The 20,481-nt window shown below is 71.9% G+C and carries 17 protein-coding genes and 2 tRNA genes; 6 read left to right on the forward strand and 13 right to left on the reverse strand.

The features are described from left to right. Positions 1 to 48: 48 nt before the first annotated feature. The 4 genes from ACFZBX_RS05580 to pknB all read left to right on the forward strand — a co-directional run bounded on the left by ACFZBX_RS05580 (position 49) and on the right by pknB (position 7,134). Entirely contained in the window at positions 49 to 1,710 is a 1,662-nt protein-coding gene (locus ACFZBX_RS05580; RefSeq protein WP_391531666.1) for a PP2C family protein-serine/threonine phosphatase, read from the forward strand. Between the two features lie 112 nt (positions 1,711 to 1,822). Continuing rightward, positions 1,823 to 3,244 (forward strand): FtsW/RodA/SpoVE family cell cycle protein, encoded by a 1,422-nt coding sequence (locus ACFZBX_RS05585; RefSeq protein ID WP_391531781.1) that lies wholly within the window; start codon positions 1,823 to 1,825, stop codon positions 3,242 to 3,244. Beyond that, positions 3,241 to 4,698 (forward strand): peptidoglycan D,D-transpeptidase FtsI family protein, encoded by a 1,458-nt coding sequence (locus ACFZBX_RS05590; protein WP_391531667.1) that lies wholly within the window; start codon positions 3,241 to 3,243, stop codon positions 4,696 to 4,698. Before ACFZBX_RS05585 ends, ACFZBX_RS05590 begins: the two co-directional genes overlap by 4 nt. Before the next feature lie 261 nt (positions 4,699 to 4,959). Next, on the forward strand, positions 4,960 to 7,134 hold the full coding sequence (gene pknB, locus ACFZBX_RS05595) for a Stk1 family PASTA domain-containing Ser/Thr kinase (protein WP_391531668.1): 2,175 nt from the start codon (positions 4,960 to 4,962) through the stop codon (positions 7,132 to 7,134). Positions 7,135 to 7,298: 164 nt separating this feature from the next. Here pknB and ACFZBX_RS05600 read toward each other — a convergent pair whose 3' ends face one another. The 5 genes from ACFZBX_RS05600 to ACFZBX_RS05620 form a co-directional block, all read right to left on the reverse strand. Continuing rightward, on the reverse strand, positions 7,299 to 8,216 hold the full coding sequence (locus ACFZBX_RS05600; protein WP_391531669.1) for a class E sortase: 918 nt from the start codon (positions 8,214 to 8,216) through the stop codon (positions 7,299 to 7,301). Between the two features lie 31 nt (positions 8,217 to 8,247). Further along, positions 8,248 to 9,618 carry a class E sortase gene (locus tag ACFZBX_RS05605; RefSeq protein WP_391531670.1) on the reverse strand — a complete coding sequence of 457 codons (1,371 nt, stop codon included), beginning with the start codon at positions 9,616 to 9,618 and terminating at the stop codon, positions 8,248 to 8,250. Between the two features lie 5 nt (positions 9,619 to 9,623). After that, a complete protein-coding gene (locus ACFZBX_RS05610; protein WP_391531671.1) occupies positions 9,624 to 10,286 on the reverse strand; it encodes an aminodeoxychorismate/anthranilate synthase component II in 663 nt (220 codons plus the stop codon). Between the two features lie 55 nt (positions 10,287 to 10,341). Then, entirely contained in the window at positions 10,342 to 10,521 is a 180-nt protein-coding gene (locus ACFZBX_RS05615) for a hypothetical protein (protein WP_391531672.1), read from the reverse strand. A 74-nt stretch (positions 10,522 to 10,595) separates the two neighbouring features. Then, entirely contained in the window at positions 10,596 to 11,357 is a 762-nt protein-coding gene (locus ACFZBX_RS05620) for a DUF881 domain-containing protein (RefSeq protein ID WP_391531673.1), read from the reverse strand. Positions 11,358 to 11,471: 114 nt separating this feature from the next. Here ACFZBX_RS05620 and crgA point away from each other — a divergent pair, with 114 nt between their 5' ends. Then, positions 11,472 to 11,720, forward strand: a complete 249-nt coding sequence (gene crgA, locus ACFZBX_RS05625; protein WP_030392407.1) for a cell division protein CrgA — start codon at positions 11,472 to 11,474, stop codon at positions 11,718 to 11,720. A gap of 364 nt (positions 11,721 to 12,084) precedes the next feature. Here crgA and ACFZBX_RS05630 read toward each other — a convergent pair whose 3' ends face one another. After that, positions 12,085 to 12,993: a rhomboid family intramembrane serine protease gene (locus tag ACFZBX_RS05630; protein ID WP_391531674.1), complete on the reverse strand. Its 909-nt coding sequence runs from the start codon at positions 12,991 to 12,993 to the stop codon at positions 12,085 to 12,087. Between the two features lie 283 nt (positions 12,994 to 13,276). On the opposite strand from ACFZBX_RS05630, the gene ACFZBX_RS05635 reads away from it, so the two are divergent. Beyond that, positions 13,277 to 13,981, forward strand: coding sequence for a DUF5324 family protein (locus ACFZBX_RS05635; protein ID WP_391531675.1), 705 nt, complete (start codon positions 13,277 to 13,279; stop codon positions 13,979 to 13,981). Between the two features lie 72 nt (positions 13,982 to 14,053). Here the strand turns inward: ACFZBX_RS05635 and ACFZBX_RS05640 are convergent. The 7 genes from ACFZBX_RS05640 to gyrA form a co-directional block, all read right to left on the reverse strand. Next, positions 14,054 to 14,126 (reverse strand) — tRNA-Ala (locus ACFZBX_RS05640). Between the two features lie 190 nt (positions 14,127 to 14,316). Beyond that, positions 14,317 to 14,445, reverse strand: coding sequence for a DLW-39 family protein (locus ACFZBX_RS05645; RefSeq protein ID WP_014137031.1), 129 nt, complete (start codon positions 14,443 to 14,445; stop codon positions 14,317 to 14,319). 257 nt (positions 14,446 to 14,702) lie between these two features. Beyond that, positions 14,703 to 15,050: a DUF6191 domain-containing protein gene (locus ACFZBX_RS05650; protein ID WP_391531676.1), complete on the reverse strand. Its 348-nt coding sequence runs from the start codon at positions 15,048 to 15,050 to the stop codon at positions 14,703 to 14,705. Positions 15,051 to 15,192: 142 nt separating this feature from the next. After that, positions 15,193 to 15,269 (reverse strand) — tRNA-Ile (locus ACFZBX_RS05655). 16 nt (positions 15,270 to 15,285) lie between these two features. After that, complete coding sequence (locus ACFZBX_RS05660) at positions 15,286 to 16,680, reverse strand: class I SAM-dependent methyltransferase (RefSeq protein ID WP_391531677.1); 1,395 nt, start codon at positions 16,678 to 16,680, stop codon at positions 15,286 to 15,288. A 276-nt stretch (positions 16,681 to 16,956) separates the two neighbouring features. Continuing rightward, complete coding sequence (locus ACFZBX_RS05665; RefSeq protein WP_391531678.1) at positions 16,957 to 17,691, reverse strand: DUF3566 domain-containing protein; 735 nt, start codon at positions 17,689 to 17,691, stop codon at positions 16,957 to 16,959. Positions 17,692 to 17,841: 150 nt separating this feature from the next. Beyond that, positions 17,842 to 20,457: a DNA gyrase subunit A gene (gyrA, locus tag ACFZBX_RS05670; protein WP_391531679.1), complete on the reverse strand. Its 2,616-nt coding sequence runs from the start codon at positions 20,455 to 20,457 to the stop codon at positions 17,842 to 17,844. Between the last annotated feature and the right edge of the window lie 24 nt (positions 20,458 to 20,481).

The following is a 20,481-nucleotide window of genomic DNA, read 5'->3' on the forward strand; positions in this document are numbered from 1 at the left end:
CATGAGGGACAGCATCCCGTCCATGACCCAGAGGGGGGCACAGGTCGCATGACCCTGGTGCTGCGCTTCGCCGCCGGCTCCCACAAGGGACTGATCCGGGAGGGGAACGAGGACTCCGGCTATGCCGGTCCGCGGCTGCTGGCCGTGGCCGACGGCATGGGCGGCGCGGCGGCCGGTGAGGTCGCGTCCTCCGAGGTGCTCGGCTCGATCGTCCGGCTGGACGAGGACGTGCCGGGCGCCGACCTGCTGACCCTGCTCGGCGACGCGGTCCAGGGCGCCAACGACCGGCTCCGCCAGATGGTCGAGGAGGACCCCCAGCTCGAAGGCATGGGCTGCACCCTCACCGCGATGCTCTGGACCGGCCAGCGGATGGGCCTGGTGCACGTCGGCGACTCCCGTGCCTACCTGCTGCGGGACGGCGCGCTGGTGCAGATCACCCAGGACCACACCTGGGTGCAGCGGCTGGTCGACGAGGGCCGGATCACGCCCGAGGAGGCCGAGACCCACCCGCAGCGCTCGCTGCTGATGCGCGCCCTGGACGGCCGCGGCCAGGTCGAGCCCGACCTGTCGATCCGCGAGGTCCGGGCCGGCGACCGCTACCTGATCTGCTCCGACGGCCTCTCCGGCCCGGTCAGCCACCAGACCCTCCAGGAGACCCTGGGCAGCTTCTACTCGCCCGAGCAGACCGTGCAGGAGCTGATCCAGCTCGCCCTGCGCGGCGGCGGCCCGGACAACATCACCTGCATCGTGGCGGACGTCCTGGACGTCGGCGCCACGGACACCCTGAGCGGCCAGTTCAACGACGTGCCGGTGGTGGTCGGCGCGGTCGCCGAGACCCCGCCGTCCTCGGCCGCCGCCGACCGCTCGATCGCGGACACCCCGGCCGGCCGCGCCGCCGGACTGGGCCGCAACCCGCAGGGCGCCTTCGGCCCCGCCGAGGGCTACGGCGCCGGCCACCCCGACGGCCAGGGCGGCTTCGGACCGGCCGAGGGCTACCCGGAGGGCCACGGCACCGAGCCCGGGGCCTACGGGACCGAGGACTACGACGACGTGGCGCCCCGGAAGAAGCGCAGGAACCGGGCGCTGACCTTCTCGCTGGTCGGCCTGGTCACCGTGGGCCTGCTCGGCGCGGGCGGCTTCTTCGGATACCAGTGGACCCAGAGCCAGTACTACGTCGGCGCCGAGGGCGACCACGTCGCCGTCTACCAGGGCGTCAACCAGAGCCTGGCCGGGCTGAGCCTGTCCTCGGTGCACACGCCGTACAAGGACATCGAACTCAAGTACCTCCCGCAGGACCAGCGCAGCCACGTCACCAACACCATCTCGGCGAGCAGCCTCGGCGACGCCGACGACAAGGTGAAGAAGCTGGGCGAGCAGGCCGCGTTCTGCCGCAAGGTCGCCGACGTCCGGGCCGCGGCCGCCAACCCGCCCGCGCCGGGCGCCACCCCGGCGCCCGGCCAGCAGCCGGTCCAGCAGGCCGCCGGAACGGTGGCGACGCACGCCGGGTTCGTGGCGGCGAGCACGCCCAGCCCGTCGGCCACCGGGCGCGCCCCGGCCGCCGGCGTCCCCGCGAACACACCGGCCCCGGGCGTCACCACCCCGGCGGCCACACCCAGCCAGAGCGCCGCAGCCCCGGCGGCCCCGCAGGGCGACCTGCCCGGCCTGACCGACGAGGAGCGGCAGCGCGCCGACTCCTGCCCCAAGCCGTGATGGACGCGACCCGACATAGGCCCGCCCGGCGCGGGTCCGCCGGCCGTCAGGGAGCGGCTACGACGTGAGCACCTTCGATGTGAGCAGCGACGCCAACCGCCGGGACACCGGTGTGCCGGCCGACCGCGCGTCCTCGCGGCGCCGGCGCAACACCACCATCTCCCCGCAGTCGTCGCCGAACCGGCGCAACACCGAGCTGGCGATGCTCGCCTTCGCGGTGGTGCTGCCGGTCCTGGCGTACGCCAACGTGGGCCTGGCGATGGACGGCGAAATGCCGGCCGGCATGCTCGGCTACGGCCTCGGCATGGGCGCCCTCGCGCTGATCGCCCACCTGGTGATGCGCAGGTTCGCACCGTACGCGGACCCGCTGATGCTGCCCATCGCCACCCTGCTGAACGGGCTCGGCGTGGTGATGATCTGGCGGCTCGACAAGGCCGGTCCGCTGCTGAAGAGCAACTTCCCGGCCGCCGCCAACCAGCTGATGTGGTCGGGCCTCGGCATCGCGTTCTTCATCGTGGTGATGGTCTTCCTGAAGGACCACCGGGTCCTCCAGCGCTACACCTACATCTCGATGGCGGTGGCCCTGGTGCTGCTCGCCGCGCCGGCGTTCTTCCCGGCCCGCAAGGAGGACTTCGGCGCCAAGATCTGGATCCGGATGGGCTCCTTCTCGATCCAGCCCGGCGAGTTCGCCAAGATCATCCTGACCGTCTTCTTCGCCGGCTACCTGATGGTCAAGCGGGACGCCCTGGCGCTGGCCAGCCGCCGTTTCATGGGCCTGTACCTGCCGCGCGGGCGCGACCTCGGCCCGATCATCGTGATCTGGCTGCTCAGCCTGCTCATCCTGATCTTCGAGAACGACCTCGGCTCGTCCTTCCTGTTCTTCGGGCTCTTCGTGGTGATGCTCTACGTCGCCACCGAGCGGACCAGCTGGATCGTCTTCGGCCTGCTGATGTCGATCGGCGGCGCGGTCATGGTGGCCTCCACCACCAGTCACGTGAAGACCCGCATCGACGCCTGGCTCAACCCGATGGCCGCCTTCGAACCGAACCGCCCGGACGGCTCGACCGAGCAGATCGGCCAGGCGCTGATGTCCTTCGGCTCGGGCGGGGTGACCGGCACCGGTCTCGGCCAGGGCCGCTCCTGGCTGATCGGCTTCGCCGCCAAGAGCGACTTCATCCTCGGCTCCTTCGGCGAGGAACTCGGCCTCACCGGCATGATGGCGATCTTCATGCTGTACGCCCTGCTGATCCAGCGCGGCCTGCGCACCGCGGTCGCCGCCCGCGACCCCTTCGGCAAGCTCTTCGCCGTCGGCCTCTCCTCCGCGATGGCGCTGCAGGTCTTCGTGGTCGCCGGCGGTGTCACCGGACTCATCCCGCTGACGGGTATGACCATGCCGTTCCTCGCCCAGGGCGGTTCCTCGGTGGTCGCCAACTGGGCGCTGGTCGCGATCCTGCTGAAGATCAGCGACAACGCCCGCAGACCCGGGGTGGAACCCACCCCGACACCCGAGATCCCAGGAGGTACCGCCTCGTGAACAAGCCGATCCGCCGGGTCTCGATCTTCTGCCTCGTGCTGGTCCTGGCCCTCATGGTGCGCACCAACTGGATCCAGGGCGTGCAGGCCGAGGCCTGGGCGAGCAACAAGTACAACAAGCGCCAGGTCTACGACCGCTACGCCTACCCGCGCGGCAACATCGTCGTCGACGGCCAGCCGATCACCCAGTCCACCTTCGTGAACGGCCTGCGCTACAAGTACAAGCGGTCCTGGACCGACCCCCAGATGTACGCCCCGGTGACCGGCTACTCCTCGCAGGCCTTCGGGTCCAGCCAGCTGGAGCAACTGGAGGACGGCATCCTCTCCGGCAGCGACGACCGGCTGTTCTTCCGCAACACCCTGGACATGCTGACCGGGGAGCAGAAGCGCGGCGGCGACGTGGTCACCACGATCAACTCCAAGGCCCAGAAGGCCGCCTTCGACGGGCTCGGCAACAAGAAGGGCGCGGTCGTCGCGCTCGACCCGAAGACCGGCGCGATCCTCTCCCTGGTCTCCACGCCCTCCTACGACCCGGCCAGCTTCGCCGGCAACGAGGACTCGGACACCAAGGCCTGGACCGACCTCAACGCCGACCCGAACAAGCCGATGCTCAACCGGGCGCTGCGCGAGACGTACCCGCCCGGCTCGACCTTCAAGCTGGTCACCGCGGCGGCCGCGTTCGAGAACGGGCTCTACCAGAACATCGACGACCAGACCCAGACGCCGGACCCGTACACCCTGCCGGGCACCAACTTCGTGCTGAAGAACGAGTCCGAGAACGAGAAGTGCGGCAACGCCACCATCAAGTCGGGCATGGACCAGTCCTGCAACACGGTCTTCGCCAAAATGGGCGCCGACCTGGGCAAAGACAAGATGCGGGTGCAGGCCGAGAAGTTCGGCTTCAACAGCACCGTCGACACCCCGATCCGCTCGGAGAAGAGCGTCTTCCCGTCCAACTCCACCCCGGACGGCACCGCCCAGGACTCGATCGGCCAGCACGACACCCAGGCCACCCCGCTGCAGATGGCGATGGTCTCCGCGGCGATCGCCAACAACGGCACGCTGATGCAGCCCTACCTGGTCGCCGAGGAGCGCTCCGCCTCGCTGACCACCATCTCCAAGCACACCGACAAGCAGTTCTCCCAGCCGGTCAGCCCGGCCACCGCGGCCAAGCTCCAGGAGCTCATGGTCTCGGTGGTCGAGAACGGCACCGGCAAGAACGCCCGGATCCCCGGCCTCACCGTCGGCGGCAAGACCGGCACCGCCCAGCACGGCGAGGGCAACGCGGGCCTGCCGTTCGCCTGGTTCACGTCCTACGCCAAGGCCTCCGACGGCCGCTCGGTGGCGGTCGCGGTGGTCGTCGAGGACGGCTCCAACAACCGCGACGGCATCAGCGGCGGCCGGCTCGCCGCACCGATCGCCAAGTCGGTGATGCAGGCCGTCCTGGGCAAGTGACGGCAGGCGCCGGCGGGTGAGGGAAATGTCACGATCGGCACCCCTGTCCGGATACCGGTCTGATATCGGCCTGCGGCCGACTCGGGTCCCGCGCGGTCCGACCGGTAGCGTATCCGCAGCAACGGGTGTACCCGTTGCCGTCCGCGCGGTGCCGGGCGGTCCTGAAAACAGAACCATCCGGGTCCCGGACGGCGTCACACGGAGCGTGCGGGGACACCTACGTCACAACCTCACCGGCGGGTGAGGGAGAGGGTCGGAACTATGGAAGAGCCTCGTCGCCTCGGCGGCAGGTACGAGCTCGGCGGCGTCCTCGGACGCGGCGGCATGGCCGAGGTGTACCTCGCCCATGACACCCGGCTCGGCCGCTCCGTCGCCGTGAAGACGCTCCGGGCCGACATGGCCCGTGATCCGTCGTTCCAGGCCCGCTTCCGCCGCGAGGCACAGTCCGCGGCGTCACTGAACCACCCCGCGATCGTCGCCGTGTACGACACCGGCGAGGACTACATCGACGGCATCTCCATCCCGTACATCGTGATGGAGTACGTCGAGGGCTCCACGCTGCGCGAGCTGCTGCACTCCGGCCGCCGGCTGCTGCCGGAGCGGGCGCTGGAGATGACCATCGGCATCCTCCAGGCCCTGGAGTACTCGCACCGGGCCGGCATCGTGCACCGCGACATCAAGCCCGCCAACGTCATGCTCACCCGGCAGGGCAACGTCAAGGTGATGGACTTCGGCATCGCCCGCGCGATGGGCGACGCCGGCATGACGATGACGCAGACCTCCGCCGTCATCGGCACCGCCCAGTACCTCTCCCCGGAGCAGGCCAAGGGCGAGCAGGTGGACGCCCGCTCCGACCTCTACTCCACCGGCTGCCTGCTCTACGAGCTGCTCACCGTCCGCCCGCCGTTCGTCGGCGACTCCCCCGTGGCGGTCGCCTACCAGCACGTGCGGGAGGAGGCCCAGCCGCCGTCCGTCTTCGACCCCGAGGTCCGCCCCGAGGTCGACGCGATCGTGCTGAAGGCGCTCGCCAAGGACCGCGACTACCGCTACCAGAGCGCCGACGAGATGCGCGACGACATCGAGCGCTTCCTCGACGGCCTGCCGGTGGCCGCCGCCCAGCAGGCCGCGTACGGCATGGGCGCCGCCGGGTACGGCTACGACCAGAACGGCTACCCGCAGCAGCACGACCCGTACGGCCAGACGAACGTGCTGCCGCAGCAGGCGCCCGGCGGACCGACCACCGTGCTGCCGCAGGCCGCCCCGGCCGGCTACCCCGCCCAGTCCCAGGCCGGCGGCTACGACGACGGCTACGGCCAGACCTACGCCGGCGCCCCGGGCGGCGGCAACGACGGCTACGACGACGGCTACGGCCGCGGCGGCCGGCGGGCCGAGGAGCCGCCGAAGAAGAGCAACACCTCCTGGATCCTGCTGGCGGTCGCCGCCGTGCTGGTCCTGGTCGGCACCTTCTTCGTCGCCCAGGCGATGTTCGGCAACAAGAAGGACGACGGCAAGAAGGACGCCCCGCAGGTCTCGGCGCCCAACCTGGTCGGCAGGACCCTGGCCGAGGCCAAGACGATCCTCGCCCAGGCCGGTCCCAAGCTGGTGGTCGCCGAGGGCGAGAAGATCGCCTGCCCGGACACCAACGTCAAGAAGGACCAGGTCTGCACGCAGAACCCCGCGGTCGGCACCCAGGTGGCCGAGGCCGCCACGATCACCGTGCAGCTGTCCTCCGGCCCGGCCAAGACCCCCGTGCCGAGCGTGGTCGGCAAGACCAAGGACCAGGCCATCAAGGCCCTCGCGGACGCCGGCTTCGCCAACGTCACGACCGACTACAAGGACGACGACAACGTCCCGCTGGACCAGGTCGTCTCGCAGGACCCGGCCTCCGGCGGCGCGGACCCGTCCGCCCCGGTCAAGCTGACCGTCTCGCAGGGCAAGGCCAAGATCAACGTGCCGAGCGTGGTCGGCCAGCAGAAGGAGGCCGCGCAGGCCGCGCTGGAGGGCGCGGGCTTCCAGGTGGACGCCTCGAAGACGGCGCAGACCACCGACCCGGCCAAGGTCAACACGGTCGCCTCGCAGAACCCGGCGGGCGGCAAGCAGCCGGCCAACACCAAGATCACCCTGACCATCTACAAGGCGCCGGACAAGATCACCGTCCCGCCGCTGGTCAACCAGTCGCTCGAGAAGGCCACCAAGACCCTGCTGGGCATGGGCCTGCAGTACAGCGTCGTCTCCGGCCCGCAGGACCCGAACGCGATCGTCACCGTGTCGAACCCGCCGGCCGGGACCCAGGTGGACCCGAACACCTCCGTCGGGCTGATGACCAAGCCGGTGGAGCCGCCCAAAGGGAACGACACCCCCACACTTCCCGGAATCCCCGGGATTCCCAACCCCAACCCCACGAACACCAAAGGGGGACCCAACGGCAACAACTAAGCCCTGGTTCCCCTGGCTCTGAGCAGTTCGGTCCAGGACCGGCAGGTTGAGTCGTTCCCCGGCAACGCGAGGGCCCGTCGACACGATGTCGACGGGCCCTCGCGCGTTCCGGCGTGGCTTCCCCCGTGGGACGGACTTCCCCGGCGGGCCGGGAGCGGCGGGTCTCAGCCGCGCTTCAGCTCGGCGGGCGGGGTGCGCCTGGCGTCCATGTCGTCCACCCGCACCAGGCTCCCCCAGACCGCCATCCGGTAGCGCGAGGTGTAGACCGGGGTGCAGGTGGTCAGGGTGATGTACCGGCCGGGCTCGGTGTAGCCGGAGCCCCTCGGCACCGGGGCGACGATGCCGGTGTCGTACTTGGAGGTCTCCGCCAGGGTGTTGTCGACCCGGTAGACGTACCACTTGTCCCGGGTCTCGACGACGATCGGGTCGCCCTTGCGCAGGGCGTCCAGGTTGTGGAACTTCGCCCCGTGCCCGTCCCGGTGGGCGGCCAGCGCGAAGTTGCCGGAGGCGTCCCAGGGCATCGCCGCGCGGTACGGCTGCTCGTAGACCCCGGCGACGCCGTCGGCCAGGGTGTCCGTGTCGGTGCCCATCCGGATCAGCACCTGGTAGCCCCGGCCCATCGCCGGGACGTGCAGGAAGCCGATCCCCGTGCCCGTCGCGGCGGACGCCCCGGAACCGCCCGCGCCGACCGCCGGGCCGTCGCCGGAGGCCGCACCGTCGGCGGCGTCGGGAGCGTTCGGGTCGGCCAGGACGGCCGGGCCGTCGGTGGCGGCCGCGGCGCCCGGGGTGGCGGCGGAGCCCGGCGGGAGGCCGGCCGGGCCGCCGGCCGCCCAGGAATCGCGCAGTCGGTCGGAGGCCGCGGCGGCGGAGCGGTCCGCCAGCACGTCGGTCCACCAGAGCGAGTAGGTGACGAACAGGCCGAGCACCAGTCCGATGGTGATCAGCAGCTCGCCGAAGACCCCCAGCACGGCCAGCGCCCGTCCGCGCCCGCGCCGCCGCGCGTGACCGCCGACGGGCCGCGGCCCGGAGCGCGGCCCGGACGGGAAGGCCTCCTCGGCCACCGCTTCGGTCTCCTGCGTCACGTCTCTCCCCTTGCTACTCGCCCGCTCGCGGTCAGCCTCCCGTGAGGGCGGCCGGCTTGCCCTGGCTGCGCGGCCGTTCCTCGATCATCTTGCCAAAGACGATCAGCCGGTACTTCGAACTGAACTCCGGCGTGCACGTGGTCAGCGTGATGTACCGGCCCGCGCCGCTGTACCCGGCGCCGTTCGGCACCGGCTTGATCACGCTCACATTGGACGGCGGGGTCTCCGGGATGCCGCCGGTGACCTCGTAGGTGTAGAACGCGCTCGCGGTCTCCACCACGATCTTGTCGCCCTTGCCGAGCTGGTTGATCCGCCGGAACGGCTCGCCGTGGGTGTTGCGGTGCGCGGCCAGCGCGAAGTTGCCCGCCTTGTCGGCCGGCATCCCGGTCCCGGTGTAGTGCCCCACCAGGCCCTTGTCGAGCACCGACCCCTTGGCGGTGCCCTCGGCGATCGGGAACTTCTGGCCGAGCTTCGGCATGTGGATGATCGCGAAGCCCTTGCCGGGCTCGAAGGTCTCCGGTTTGGCCGGGTCCGGCGCCGGCTGTCCCGCCGCCGGGGCCGGGACGGCCGCGTCGAACTGCTCCTCCAGCTGGCTGCGGGCCCCGTCGGCGGCCGCGTCGGCCTGCACATTGGTCCACCAGAGCTGGTACGAGACGAAGAGCAGCATCACCAGGCCGAGGGTGATGCACAGCTCGCCGAGGAAGCGGGCGAAGACCACCGCCACCGACTCCTTCGGCCGGGGCCGCTCCGCGGCGGCGCTCCGGCCGCCCGCGCGGCGCCGTCCGCGCCCCTGCGCGGCCTTGCGGCGCTCGGCCCGCCCGCCGGGCGCCGGCGGGTCGGACTCGCCGGCCCCCGCATCCACGGCGTCCACCACGTCCATGGTGACCGTCTCGGCGGCGGCCAGCACCGCCTGCGCCGTCCCGGACGCCTCCGGGCTCTCCAGGTGCAGGCGGAGCGTCTCCTCCGCCCGCTGGGGCGCCACCGGGGGCGCGGCCTGCTCGTAGACGGACCAGCCGTCCTCGGCGCCGTTCTGGGCCGCCCAGCCGCCCTGGTCCGGGCCCGGCTGGGCGGGGATGTGGCCGCCCCGCCGCAGCTGCTGCTCCTGGTACGGGTCGTAGCCCTGGTACTGGCCCTGCTGGTACGGCCCCGGCGGGTACTGCTGCCCGCCGTACCCGCCCTGCCCATGGGCGTCCTGCTGGTACGGCCCGGCCGGGTACTGGCCCTGGCCGTACTGCCCCTGCTGGTGGCCCTGCTGGTACTGGCCCTGCTGGTACGGGTCCGGCGCCTGCGCGTACGCGCCCTGGGGGTACTGCTGCCGGTACGGCCCGCCGCCCTGGTACGCGCCGCCGTCCTGCGGGTCCGCCTCCGGCTGGTGGCGCCCCTCCGGACGCACCGCGGTCACGCCCCTCAGCCCCGGCCGATCACCGGGGCGAGCCCGGCCGACCGGTCGACGGCCGCGGCATCGCCGCACTCGGCCAGCCAGTTGGCGAGCATCCGGTGGCCGCCCTCGGTGAGCACCGACTCCGGGTGGAACTGCACGCCCTCCACCGCGAGGTCGCGGTGGCGCAACCCCATGATCACGCCGCTCGCGGTGCGCGCGGTGACCACCAGCTCGTCCGGCACGGTCGCGGGGTCGACCGCCAGCGAGTGGTAGCGGGTCGCGGTGAGCGGCGAGGGCAGGCCGGCGAACACGCCGCCGTCCTCGTGCTCGACCGGCGAGGTCTTGCCGTGCAGCAGCTCGGGCGCCCGGCCGACCACGGCGCCGTAGGCCACCGCGATCGACTGAAGTCCCAGGCAGACGCCGAACACCGGCAGTCCGGCCCGGGCGCAGTGGTGCACCATCTCGATGCAGACCCCGGCCTCCTCGGGCGCGCCGGGGCCGGGGGAGAGCAGCACCCCGTCGAAGCCGCGGCCGCCGTCACGGCGCACCGCGTGCTCGACGGTCACCTCGTCGTTGCGGACCACCTCGCAGGTGGCGCCGAGCTGGTAGAGGTACTGGACCAGGTTGAAGACGAAGCTGTCGTAGTTGTCGACGACCAGGATGCGGGGCGGGGTCGGCCGGGAGGTCATGGGGGCGCGTTCTCCGGGGGGTGCGGGGACTGGGGCGGGGAGCGGTGCCGCCGGATCAGCCGACGGCGCCGTCGCCTTCTCCGTCCACTGTGACGTCGCCGAAGGGGAGCAGCGGTTCCGCCCAGGGGAAGACGTAGGTGAAGAGGAGGTAGACGATCCCCAGCACGAGGAGCACCGAGATCACGGCCTTGACCAGGGTGTTCCCCGGCAGGTGTCGCCAGATCCAGCCGTACATGGTGCTCCCTCGTCGTAGCGGACTGGGGTCAAGACTAGACCCCGTCCCGTGACGGCCAGGCCCGTGCCGCCCCTCTACTGCTGGCCGGTCGCCGCGCGCAGGTCCGCCGTTCCCGAGTAGCCGGGCAGTGCGAGGTCGCCGCTCTCCTGCACCTTCCAGCCCAGTCCGTACGCCTGTACGTACTGCAGGTAGTTGCGGATCGTCGGGTCGGACTCCACCGAGGCGCGCAGCGCGTCGGTGCGGCCGACCGCCTTGACCACGTACGGCGGCGAGTAGACCCGGCCCTGGAGCAGCAGGGTGTTGCCGACGCAGCGGACGGCGCTGGTGGAGATCAGCCGCTGGTCCATCACCTGCACGCCCTCGGCGCCGCCGCGCCAGAGCGCGTTGACCACGGCCTGGATGTCCTGCTGGTGGATGACCAGGTCGTTGACGTCCGGCTCGCGCACCCCGGGGATGCGCGCGGTCGCGTTCGGCGGGGCGTCGTTGAGGGTGACGGTCAGGCCGGGCCCCTGGAGCGGATCCAGGGCGGCGGCCTGCTCCAGGGCGGTGAGCTGCGCGGCGTCGGCCGGGCTCCCCTGCTGGTCGGTGAGCCGCTGGGCCCGCTCCTGGAGGTCGGCGAGCTGGGCCTGGGACTGCTGGTTCTGCGCGCTGCGCTGCCGTATCACGTCGGAGAGGCTGAGCAGCGAGTTGTCGGTGCGCAGGTCGGTGCCGCGCGCGGTCTGCGCGCTGATGTAGAAAAGCAGTCCGGCGAGCGCGAAGACGGCGCAGGTCAGGGCACGTCCGACAATTCGGGTGCCGGAGGCGCGGATGGGAGCAGGCCGAGGGGGAATCGACAAATTAGGCACCGTACCCTTATCTCCTTCGGACCCGCCGAACCACTACGCTAACGGACGCCGCCACACCCCCGTGAACCCCTGCGCGGTCACAGCGCATCGACAGGAGAGCTCCTCGTGCCGAAGTCTCGACTCCGCAAGAAGTCCGACTACACCCCGCCGACCACGGCCACGGTGAAGATCAGTTCGGGCCGCGGCTGGGTTGCCCCCTTGATGCTGGCGCTGTTCCTGATCGGCCTGGTCTGGATCGTCACCTACTACGTGACCAGCGGCAGCTGGCCGGTGGAGAGCTGGCGGAACTGGAACATCCTGGTGGGCTTCGGCTTCATCGCGGCGGGTTTCGGCGTCTCCACCCAGTGGAAGTGACGCCGGGGCTGCTGCCCTGAGCTCCTTCACCGCCGCCCCGGACGGTTCGTCCAGGGGCGGCGTCGTGGTGCGCCCGGACGGCGGGCGGCCGCCGCGGGACCGTCTCCGGTTATCCGCTTATCGCGCTTATCCACATGGTTATCCACACTGGGGAAAAGTCACACAGGCCTGTGGATAACTTGCGCCGGGGGCGCTTTCCACACCGCCGCGCGCCCTTCTCCCACCCGGTGGATCCGTACAGCGGGACACGCGTAGAACAGCCGTCCGCGTCCGGTGGTTCGCACGGCCTGCGCACAGGTCCGCACACGCTGTGGACAACCGTGCGGTCCTCGGACGGCCGTGCGTGCGGCCCGGCGCCGGCGGATCACCCGCCGTAGGCGGCCGTCCCGGCGAGCACCATCACCAGCACCAGCCCGGCCACCCCCGCCAGCGTCAGCCCCTGGACGGCCGTCCGGTGGGCCCGCGGGGCGTACATCAGACCGGCCGCGGTCAGCATCCCGGCGATCAGGCCGCCGAGGTGCGCGCGCCAGTCGATGCCCTGCACCGAGAACGTGACGATCAGGTTGAACACCAGCAGCGCGATGATCGGCCCGAGCGGCGCCCGGACCCGGCGGTAGAGCACCACGGTCGCGCCCAGCAGGCCGAAGACCGCCCCCGAGGCGCCCAGCGAGCGCATCCCGTCGCCGGCCAGCAGGAAGGCGAAGGCGCTGCCGGCCAGGCCGGAGAGCAGGTAGAGCGCGAGGAAGCGGACCCGGCCCAGGGCGGTCTCCAACTGCGGGCCCAGCACCCAGAGCACCAGCATGTTGGTGGCGATGTGCCAGGGCGCGGTGTGCAGGAACACCGCGGTCAGCAGCCGGTACCACTGGTCCGGGCCCTCGGCGACACCGTTGGCGAACGGGTAGGACGGGTCGGGGGCGAAGCTGCGCAGTTCGAGGTCGATCGCCAGCCAGGGCGTGACCACGTAGGCGGCCAGCACGAAGACGACCAGGTTGATGCCGATCAGCGCCTTGGTGACCAGCGCACCGTCCTCGGCCGGGCGCCCGCCGAAGCGGGTGGTCGCCCGGCGGACCTGGCGGCCGCCCGCGCTGACGCACTCCGGGCAGTGGAAGCCCACCGAGGCGTTCACCATGCACTGCGGGCAGATCGGCCGGCCGCAGCGCGAGCAGCCGATGCCGGTCTCCTGCTCGGGGTGCCGGTAGCAACGGGACAGCCCGCTCCCGCCGCCCGCCCCGGGGGTCGGGTCGATCGGCGGCCTCGGCTCGTCCGGGAGCATCGGCTATCCCCTTCTGCCACGACTTGCTGCGACGACACGTGCGCGCTCCCGGCGGGGACCCGCCGGAACCGCCAGCCTACTGCGGCCATACCCGCGACCGGACGGCCCATTCACCTCTCCCCGCCCGCCCCGGGCCCGCCCGGGCCCCTCCGCCCCGGCCCCCTCCACCGGCCCAGCACACCCCGCGTACGGCCCATTCCGGCATGCCATCGGACAAATCCGGATGCATGATCGTCATTCAGGTGGATATGTGCATAAAGGACGCCACCAGGAGGAGAGACTCGTGACCCGTTTGGACTCGGCCCGAGCGACGGCCGGCAACCTCGCGGACAACGCCCGGCAGCAGGCGACACACGCCGCCCAGGCCGTCCGCGTCCAGTACGACCGGCACATCGCCCCCCAGGTCGGTCACGCCTTCGCCAGCCTGCCGCCGGAGGCCCAGCAGAACGCCCTGAAGGCCCTGCACCGCACCCAGGAGGCCGCCCTCGCCGCCCGCCACACCGCCTCCCGCGCCGCCGACCAGGCGCGGTGCACGGTCACCCCCAAGGTCGTGCACGCCGTCGAGGAGGCCCGCGCGGCCGTCGTTCCGGTCGCCCACGAGGCCCAGACCCGCGGCGCCGCCGCGCTGACCGCCATGCGCGGCAACGTCACCTCGGCCGAGATCAGCGACCTGGCGGCCCGCAACGCCCGCAGGTCGCGCCGGGCCGGCTGGGCGACCGGACTGGCCGTGGCCGGGGTGATCGCGATCGGCAGCGGCATCGCCACCTGGCAGTGGTGGCGGCACCGCAGCAACCCGGAGTGGCTGGTGGAGCCCCCGTCACTGGCCCGCCCGGCCGCCACACCCGCCCCGGGCGGCGACAGCGACAGCGCCGCCGACAGCGGCCCGGACACCCCGGTGAACGGCTCGCCGGACGCCACCGGCTCCGCCCCGGCCACCCAGCCCGCCGAGGACCGCTCCGAGCCGCAGGACCCGCGCAAACCGCACTGAGAACGCGAATCGGCCGCTGACCTGAATTCAGGTCAGCGGCCGATCGCCGTCCACACGCGGTGGAGAGAACTGTGGAGCTTAGGAGACTCGAACTCCTGACATCTGCCTTGCAAAGGCAGCGCTCTACCAACTGAGCTAAAGCCCCGGGGCGGCACCAGGCGCACCGCCGGACACTAGCGTACCCGGTTCCGGCGCGGATCCGGTGCCCCGTCCCGGCACTCCTGCCGTGCGGGGCCGGAACCTCCGGCCGACCCGGTCACCCGACCGGGCCGGCCGGCCCTGGAGGCGCCGTGCGGCGCCTCCGAAGACTGTCGATCGTCAGATCGCCGAGGGCTTCAGCGACCGGCCGGAACCGGGTCGGTGGCCTCGGTCCACAGGTCCTGCTCGGCGCGGTCCGCCTGGACCTGACGGTAGACAAAGAAGCCGCCGAGGGCGACCAGGGCGACCAGGAGAAGCTTCTTCACCGCGGGACCTCGTCCTTCTTGCGTTGACGGACTCAGCAGCCGGGCGCCGATCGTTCCGATCGGGCCGACGAGTCCGTGGTTGTGTTACGAGCACGAACGGGCGGTCGGGATGCCGGACTGCCCTTGCGGCCGATGATACACACCGGTGTCCCAATCGTGACCAGCCACCGCTGCCTCCAACCGACCGGTCCGGCCGGAGGATTGACGTTACACCTCCTGTCGTACGGTCGGCCCGGTGCAGAGCCTCCGCAGAGCCGTCACCGTTTCCGCCCGGCGGACGGGGAACCGGACGGCGAACCGGACGGCGCCACCACCACCGCCACCCCGGACGCCAGGTCCACCCGGGTGCGCGGCGGGGCCCCGTCGCCCTCCTCGTCGCGCAGCATCAGCGTGCTCCGCCGCTCGTCGAGCTGGTGCTGCTTGCCGGCCGCGAACTGCGCGTGCAGCTGCTCGAAACCGGTCGCCGAGACCTGCCCCTCCCGTCCGGTCCCCCGCCAGGGCACCAGGCGCGAGCGGCTGGCCCGGAGCGCCAGCTGGTCGACGAAGGCCAGCACCACCAGTACGCAGACCAGGCCGGGGATGGTCATCGCGAAGACCAGACCCATTGCGCCACCGCCTCACCGTCGGACGCCGCCGGGACACCGGCCCCGGCCTCCACCGGTAGAACAACCGGCGCAGGCCCGTGGTTCCGGGAACGGACACCGGAAACGCCGAAGGGCCCGGAGCATCGCTCCGGGCCCTTCGCGGTGGTGGGGCTAACAGGACTTGAACCTGTGGCCTCTTCCTTATCAGGGAAGCGCTCTAACCGTCTGAGCTATAGCCCCTTGCCGCACTGAAAGATTAGCGGACCGATCCCCGATCCCCCAAATCCGTTGCGGCCGGGCCCGCGCCCGGACCCCCCGGGACGGGCAGGTCGGAGGCGGTGCCGGGGGCCGCCAGCCACTCCGCGCGGGTCGCCGGGAGGTGTGCGGCGCCCTCCGCCGTGGTGCGCACCGCGAGGACCTGGTTGACCCCGATCCGGTTCTCCTCGAAGGCCAGCGCCGAGGCCGCCATGTAGAGCCGCCACACCCGCGCCCGGCCGCGCCCGGCCAGCCCGACCGCCTCCGTCCAGTGCGCCTCCAGGTTGGCCACCCACTCACGCAGGGTCAGCCCGTAGTGCTCGCGGAGCGACTCGACGTCGCGCACCTCGAAGCCCGCCTCCTCCAGCCGGGAGACGGTGGAACCGACCGGGGACAGTTCGCCGTCCGGGAAGACGTAGCGGTTGATGAACGGGCTGGGCCGGTAGGGCTCGCCGGGGTGGTCGGGACGGCGGGCGATCTGGTGGTTGAGCAGCCGGCCGCCGGGCACCAGCAGCCGGTACAGGCCCTCCGCGTACACCCGGTACTGGGCCTCGCCGACGTGCTCCGCCATGCCCACGCTGGAGATCGCGTCGAACGGGCCGTCGGGGATCTCCCGGTAGTCCTGGAGCCGGATCTCCACCCGGTCCGCCAGGCCCGCCTCCTCGACCCGCCGCCGGGCCAGCGCCACCTGCTCCTCGGAGATCGAGACGCCGACCGCCGTCACCCCGTAGTGCCGGGCCGCGTGCAGCACCAGCGAGCCCCAGCCGCAGCCGACGTCCAGCAGCCGCATCCCGGGCCGCAGGCCGAGCTTGCGGCAGATGAGGTCCAGCTTGGCCTCCTGCGCCGCCTCCAGGCTCTTCGCGGCGGGCTCCCAGTAGGCGCACGAATAGACCATCGACGGGCCGAGCACCAGGCCGTAGAACTCGTTGCCGACGTCGTAGTGGTGGTGGATGGCCGCACGGTCCCGGCCGCGGCTGTGCAGCCGCCCGCGGCCCACCGGGGCCTCCTCCGGCGGCGGCACCGGCTCGGGGCCCAGCGCACCGGCCCGCAGCAGCGCGCCCGCCACCCGGCGGCCCTTGACGCCCAGCACGTCGCCGGGGCCGAGCCGCAGCCGGCGGATCTCCGGGAGCTCGGAGAACTGCGCGACGGCCCGCAGCACGTCGTACAGCCCCGTGCCCGGGGCGACCTCCAGGTCCCCCGAGACATAGGCGCGGACCAGGCCCAGCTCGCCCGGCCGCCAGAGCAGCCGGCGCAGCGCCCGGCGGTTGCGCAGCACCACGGTGGGCGCCCCCGGCGGTCCCGCGACACTGCCGTCCCAGGCCTGCACCCGCAGCGGTACCGGGACCCCCAGCAGCCCGTCCAGGGCCTCGACCAGCCGCCTTGCGAGCTCCGCCATCGCGCGCCTCCGTCCTGCCGTGCCTGAACAGCCGTCCCGGACCCCTCCGGTGGAGACCGGGGAGGCCTGCGCCGGCCGGGTGACGCGGAACGGGCGGACCAAGCTAAGCCCACCGCGTCCCCGGCCCCTCCGGGCGGCACGCCGCACCCGGCGGCTGTCACCCGAAATGCCGACGGGCCCCACCGGCTGCAACAGCCGGTGGGGCCCGTTGATTCCCTCCGCGGACGGAAGGACCGTGCCGGGGAGGGGAACTGATCCGGGGTCACGCCCCGGGGATCAGTCCTCCTCGGCCAGGGTGAGCTCGATGCCGCCGGTGAAACCGGCCGCCGCGTTGTAGATGAACGCCGAGAGGGTGGAGAGCGCGGTCAGCAGCACCACGTCGACCACGGCGATCAGCGAGGTGAAGGTCATCACCTTGCCGAAGCCCACGTAGTCCATGATGTTCAGGCCGCCGCCGTTGTTCTCCGAACCGGTGACGTCCTTCAGGGTCTTGCCGAGCGAGTCGAAGACGCCGAGCGAGTCCAGCGTCATCCACAGCACCGCGGCCGCCACGATGATGATGATCCCGACGGCCAGCGACAGCAGGAAGCTGACCTTCATGACCGACCACGGGTCGGCCTTGGTCACCCGCAGCCTGGCCTTCCTGGTCCGGCCCAGGCCGCCGCCGGAGACCGGCGGGGCGGCCGGACGGCGCGCGCCCGCGGCGGGCGTCCCGCCGGGCGGGGTGTTGCCGCCGCCGACCCGGGTGCCCCGGGGCGGGGTCGGCTGCCCCTTGGCGTAGGTGGTCGGCTGTGAGAAGCCGCCCGAGCCCGGCGCCGGGGCGCCCGGCGCAGGAGGCGTCGACTGTCCGCCGTACGTCCCGCCCTGGCCCGCCCCGCCGACCGGGGGCATCAGCGAGGTGGACGCGGCCGGGTGCTCGGCCGGCGGCTGCGGCACGCCGTACGCGCCGCCCTGTGCTGCGCCCGGACGGCCGCCGGTGGCGCCTCCCCCAGCACCCGTGGCTCCACTCACTGGTCCTCCCGCACTTCCCACCAGGACGGCGTCACCGCCCTGCTTCGTCACTCGTCATCCAGCGCCCGGCGGGATTGCCCGGAACTGGTCGGCGGCCGGTACCGCCACGTCGTGTACGGACGTGACGGTACCGGCCGACGCGGTACGAGGTCAGGCCTGGGCGGTCCCGCCGCCCGGCGCCGTCTCCGTACCCTCGGCCACCTCGGTGGACTCGGTGGACCCGGTGCCCGACTCCTCGTCCTCCGCCGACTCCTCGTCCTCGGCCTCCGCGTTGCGGGCCATGCCCACGACCGCATCGCGCTTGCCCAGGTTGATCAGTTGGACGCCCATGGTGTCACGTCCGGTTTCACGAACCTCGGAAACCCTCGTGCGGATCACTCCTCCGGACAGGGTGATCGCCATGATCTCGTCGCTCTCGTCGACGACGAGCGCGCCGACCAGCGAGCCCCGGCCCTCGACGATCTTCGCCGCCTTGGTGCCGTAGCCGCCGCGTCCCTGGACACGGTACTCGTCCACACCGGTGCGCTTGGCGTAGCCGCCGTCGGTCGCGGTGAAGACGAAGGTGCCCGGACGGACCACGTTCATCGAGAGCAGTTCGTCGTCCTCGCGGAAGGCCATGCCCTTGACGCCGGAGGTGGCGCGCCCGGTGGAGCGCAGCGCCTCGTCGGTGGCGGTGAAGCGGATCGACTGCGCCTTCTTGGAGACCAGCAGCAGGTCGTCCTCGGCGGAGACCAGCTCGGCGCCGATCAGCTCGTCGTCCCGGCCCTCGTCGTCCTGGCGCAGGTTGATCGCGATCAGGCCGCCGGAGCGCGGGGAGTCGTAGTCCTTCAGCGGGGACTTCTTCACCAGCCCGGCCCGGGTGGCGAGGACCAGGTACGGCTTGTCCTCGTAGGTGCGCACGGCCATCACCTGGGCGATGTGCTCGTCCGGCTGGAAGGCCAGCAGGTTGGCCACGTGCTGGCCGCGGGCGTCGCGCCCGGCGTCCGGCAGCTCGTAGCCCTTGGCGCGGTAGACCCGGCCCTTGTTGGTGAAGAACAGGATCCAGTTGTGGGTCGTCGTCACGAAGAAGTGGTCGACGATGTCGTCCTGCTTGAGCTGCGCGCCGCGCACGCCCTTGCCGCCGCGCTTCTGCGAGCGGTAGAGGTCGGAGCGGGTGCGCTTGACGTAGCCGCCACGGGTGATCGTGACGACGATGTCCTCCTCGGCGATGAGGTCCTCGATGGAGAGGTCGCCGTCGGAGGGGATGAGGGTGGAGCGCCGCTCGTCGCCGTACTTCTCGACGATCGCGGTGAGCTCCTCGGAGATGATCCCGCGCTGACGGGACGGCGAGGCCAGGATCGCGTTGTACTCGTCGATCTTGCGCTGGAGCTCGTCGTGCTCGTCGGTGATCCGCTGGCGCTCCAGGGCGGCCAGCCGGCGCAGCTGCATCTCCAGGATGGCGTTGGCCTGGAGCTCGTCGATCGAGAGCAGCTCCATCAGGCCGGTGCGGGCGGCGTCGGCGCTCGCCGAGGCCCGGATCAGCGCGATGACCTCGTCGATCACGTCCAGGGCGCGCAGCAGCGCGCGCAGGATGTGGGCGCGCTCCTCGGCCTTGCGCAGCCGGAAGGTGGTGCGCCGGACGATGACCTCGACCTGGTGGTTGACCCAGTGCCGGATGAAGGCGTCGAGCGAGAGCGTGCGCGGCACGCCGTCGACCAGGGCCAGCATGTTGGCGCCGAAGTTGGTCTGCAGGTCGGTGTGCTTGTAGAGGTTGTTCAGCACGACCTTGGCGACGGCGTCGCGCTTGAGCACGATCACCAGGCGCTGGCCGGTGCGCGAGGAGGACTCGTCGCGGACGTCGGCGATGCCGGCGACCCTGCCGTCCTTGACCAGGTCGGCGATCTTCAGGGCGAGGTTGTCCGGGTTGACCTGGTACGGCAGCTCGGTGATCACCAGGCACTGGCGGCCCTGGATCTCCTCGACCTCGACCACGGCGCGCATGGTGACCGAGCCGCGACCGGTGCGGTACGCCTCCTCGATGCCCCGACGGCCCACGATCAGGGCGCCGGTCGGGAAGTCCGGGCCCTTGATCCGCTCGATCAGCGCCTCCAGCAGTTCCTCGTTGGAGGCCTCGGGGTGCTCCAGCGCCCAGAGCGCGCCGGAGGCGACCTCGCGGAGGTTGTGCGGCGGGATGTTGGTGGCCATGCCGACCGCGATGCCGGTGGCACCGTTGACCAGCAGGTTGGGGATGCGCGCCGGCAGGACGGTGGGCTCCTGCGAGCGGCCGTCGTAGTTGGCGGCGAAGTCGACGGTCTCCTCGTCGATGTCGCGCATCATCTCCATGGCCAGCGGCATCATCTTGCACTCGGTGTAGCGCATGGCCGCGGCCGGGTCGTTGCCCGGGGAGCCGAAGTTGCCGTTGCCGTCCACCAGCGGCATCCGCAGCGACCACGGCTGGGCCAGGCGGACCACGGTGTCGTAGATCGAGGTGTCGCCGTGCGGGTGGTAGTTGCCCATGACGTCGCCGACGACGCGGGCGCACTTGTAGTAGCCCTTCTCGGGGCGGTAGCCGCCGTCGTACATCGCGTACAGCACGCGGCGGTGCACCGGCTTGAGGCCGTCGCGGACCTCGGGCAGCGCCCGGCTGACGATGACGCTCATCGCGTAGTCGAGGTACGAGCGCTGCATCTCGGTCTCGAGCTCGACCGGCTCGATCCGCAGGGTGACCGCGGCGGCGGCCTCGGGGGTCTCGGGCTGCTCGCCTTCGGGACGGTTGTCGTCGACCACTGGTGGTCAGTTTCCTTTCACGCG

This window comes from Kitasatospora sp. NPDC008115 (assembly GCF_042957205.1).
Lineage (GTDB): Bacteria > Actinomycetota > Actinomycetes > Streptomycetales > Streptomycetaceae > Kitasatospora.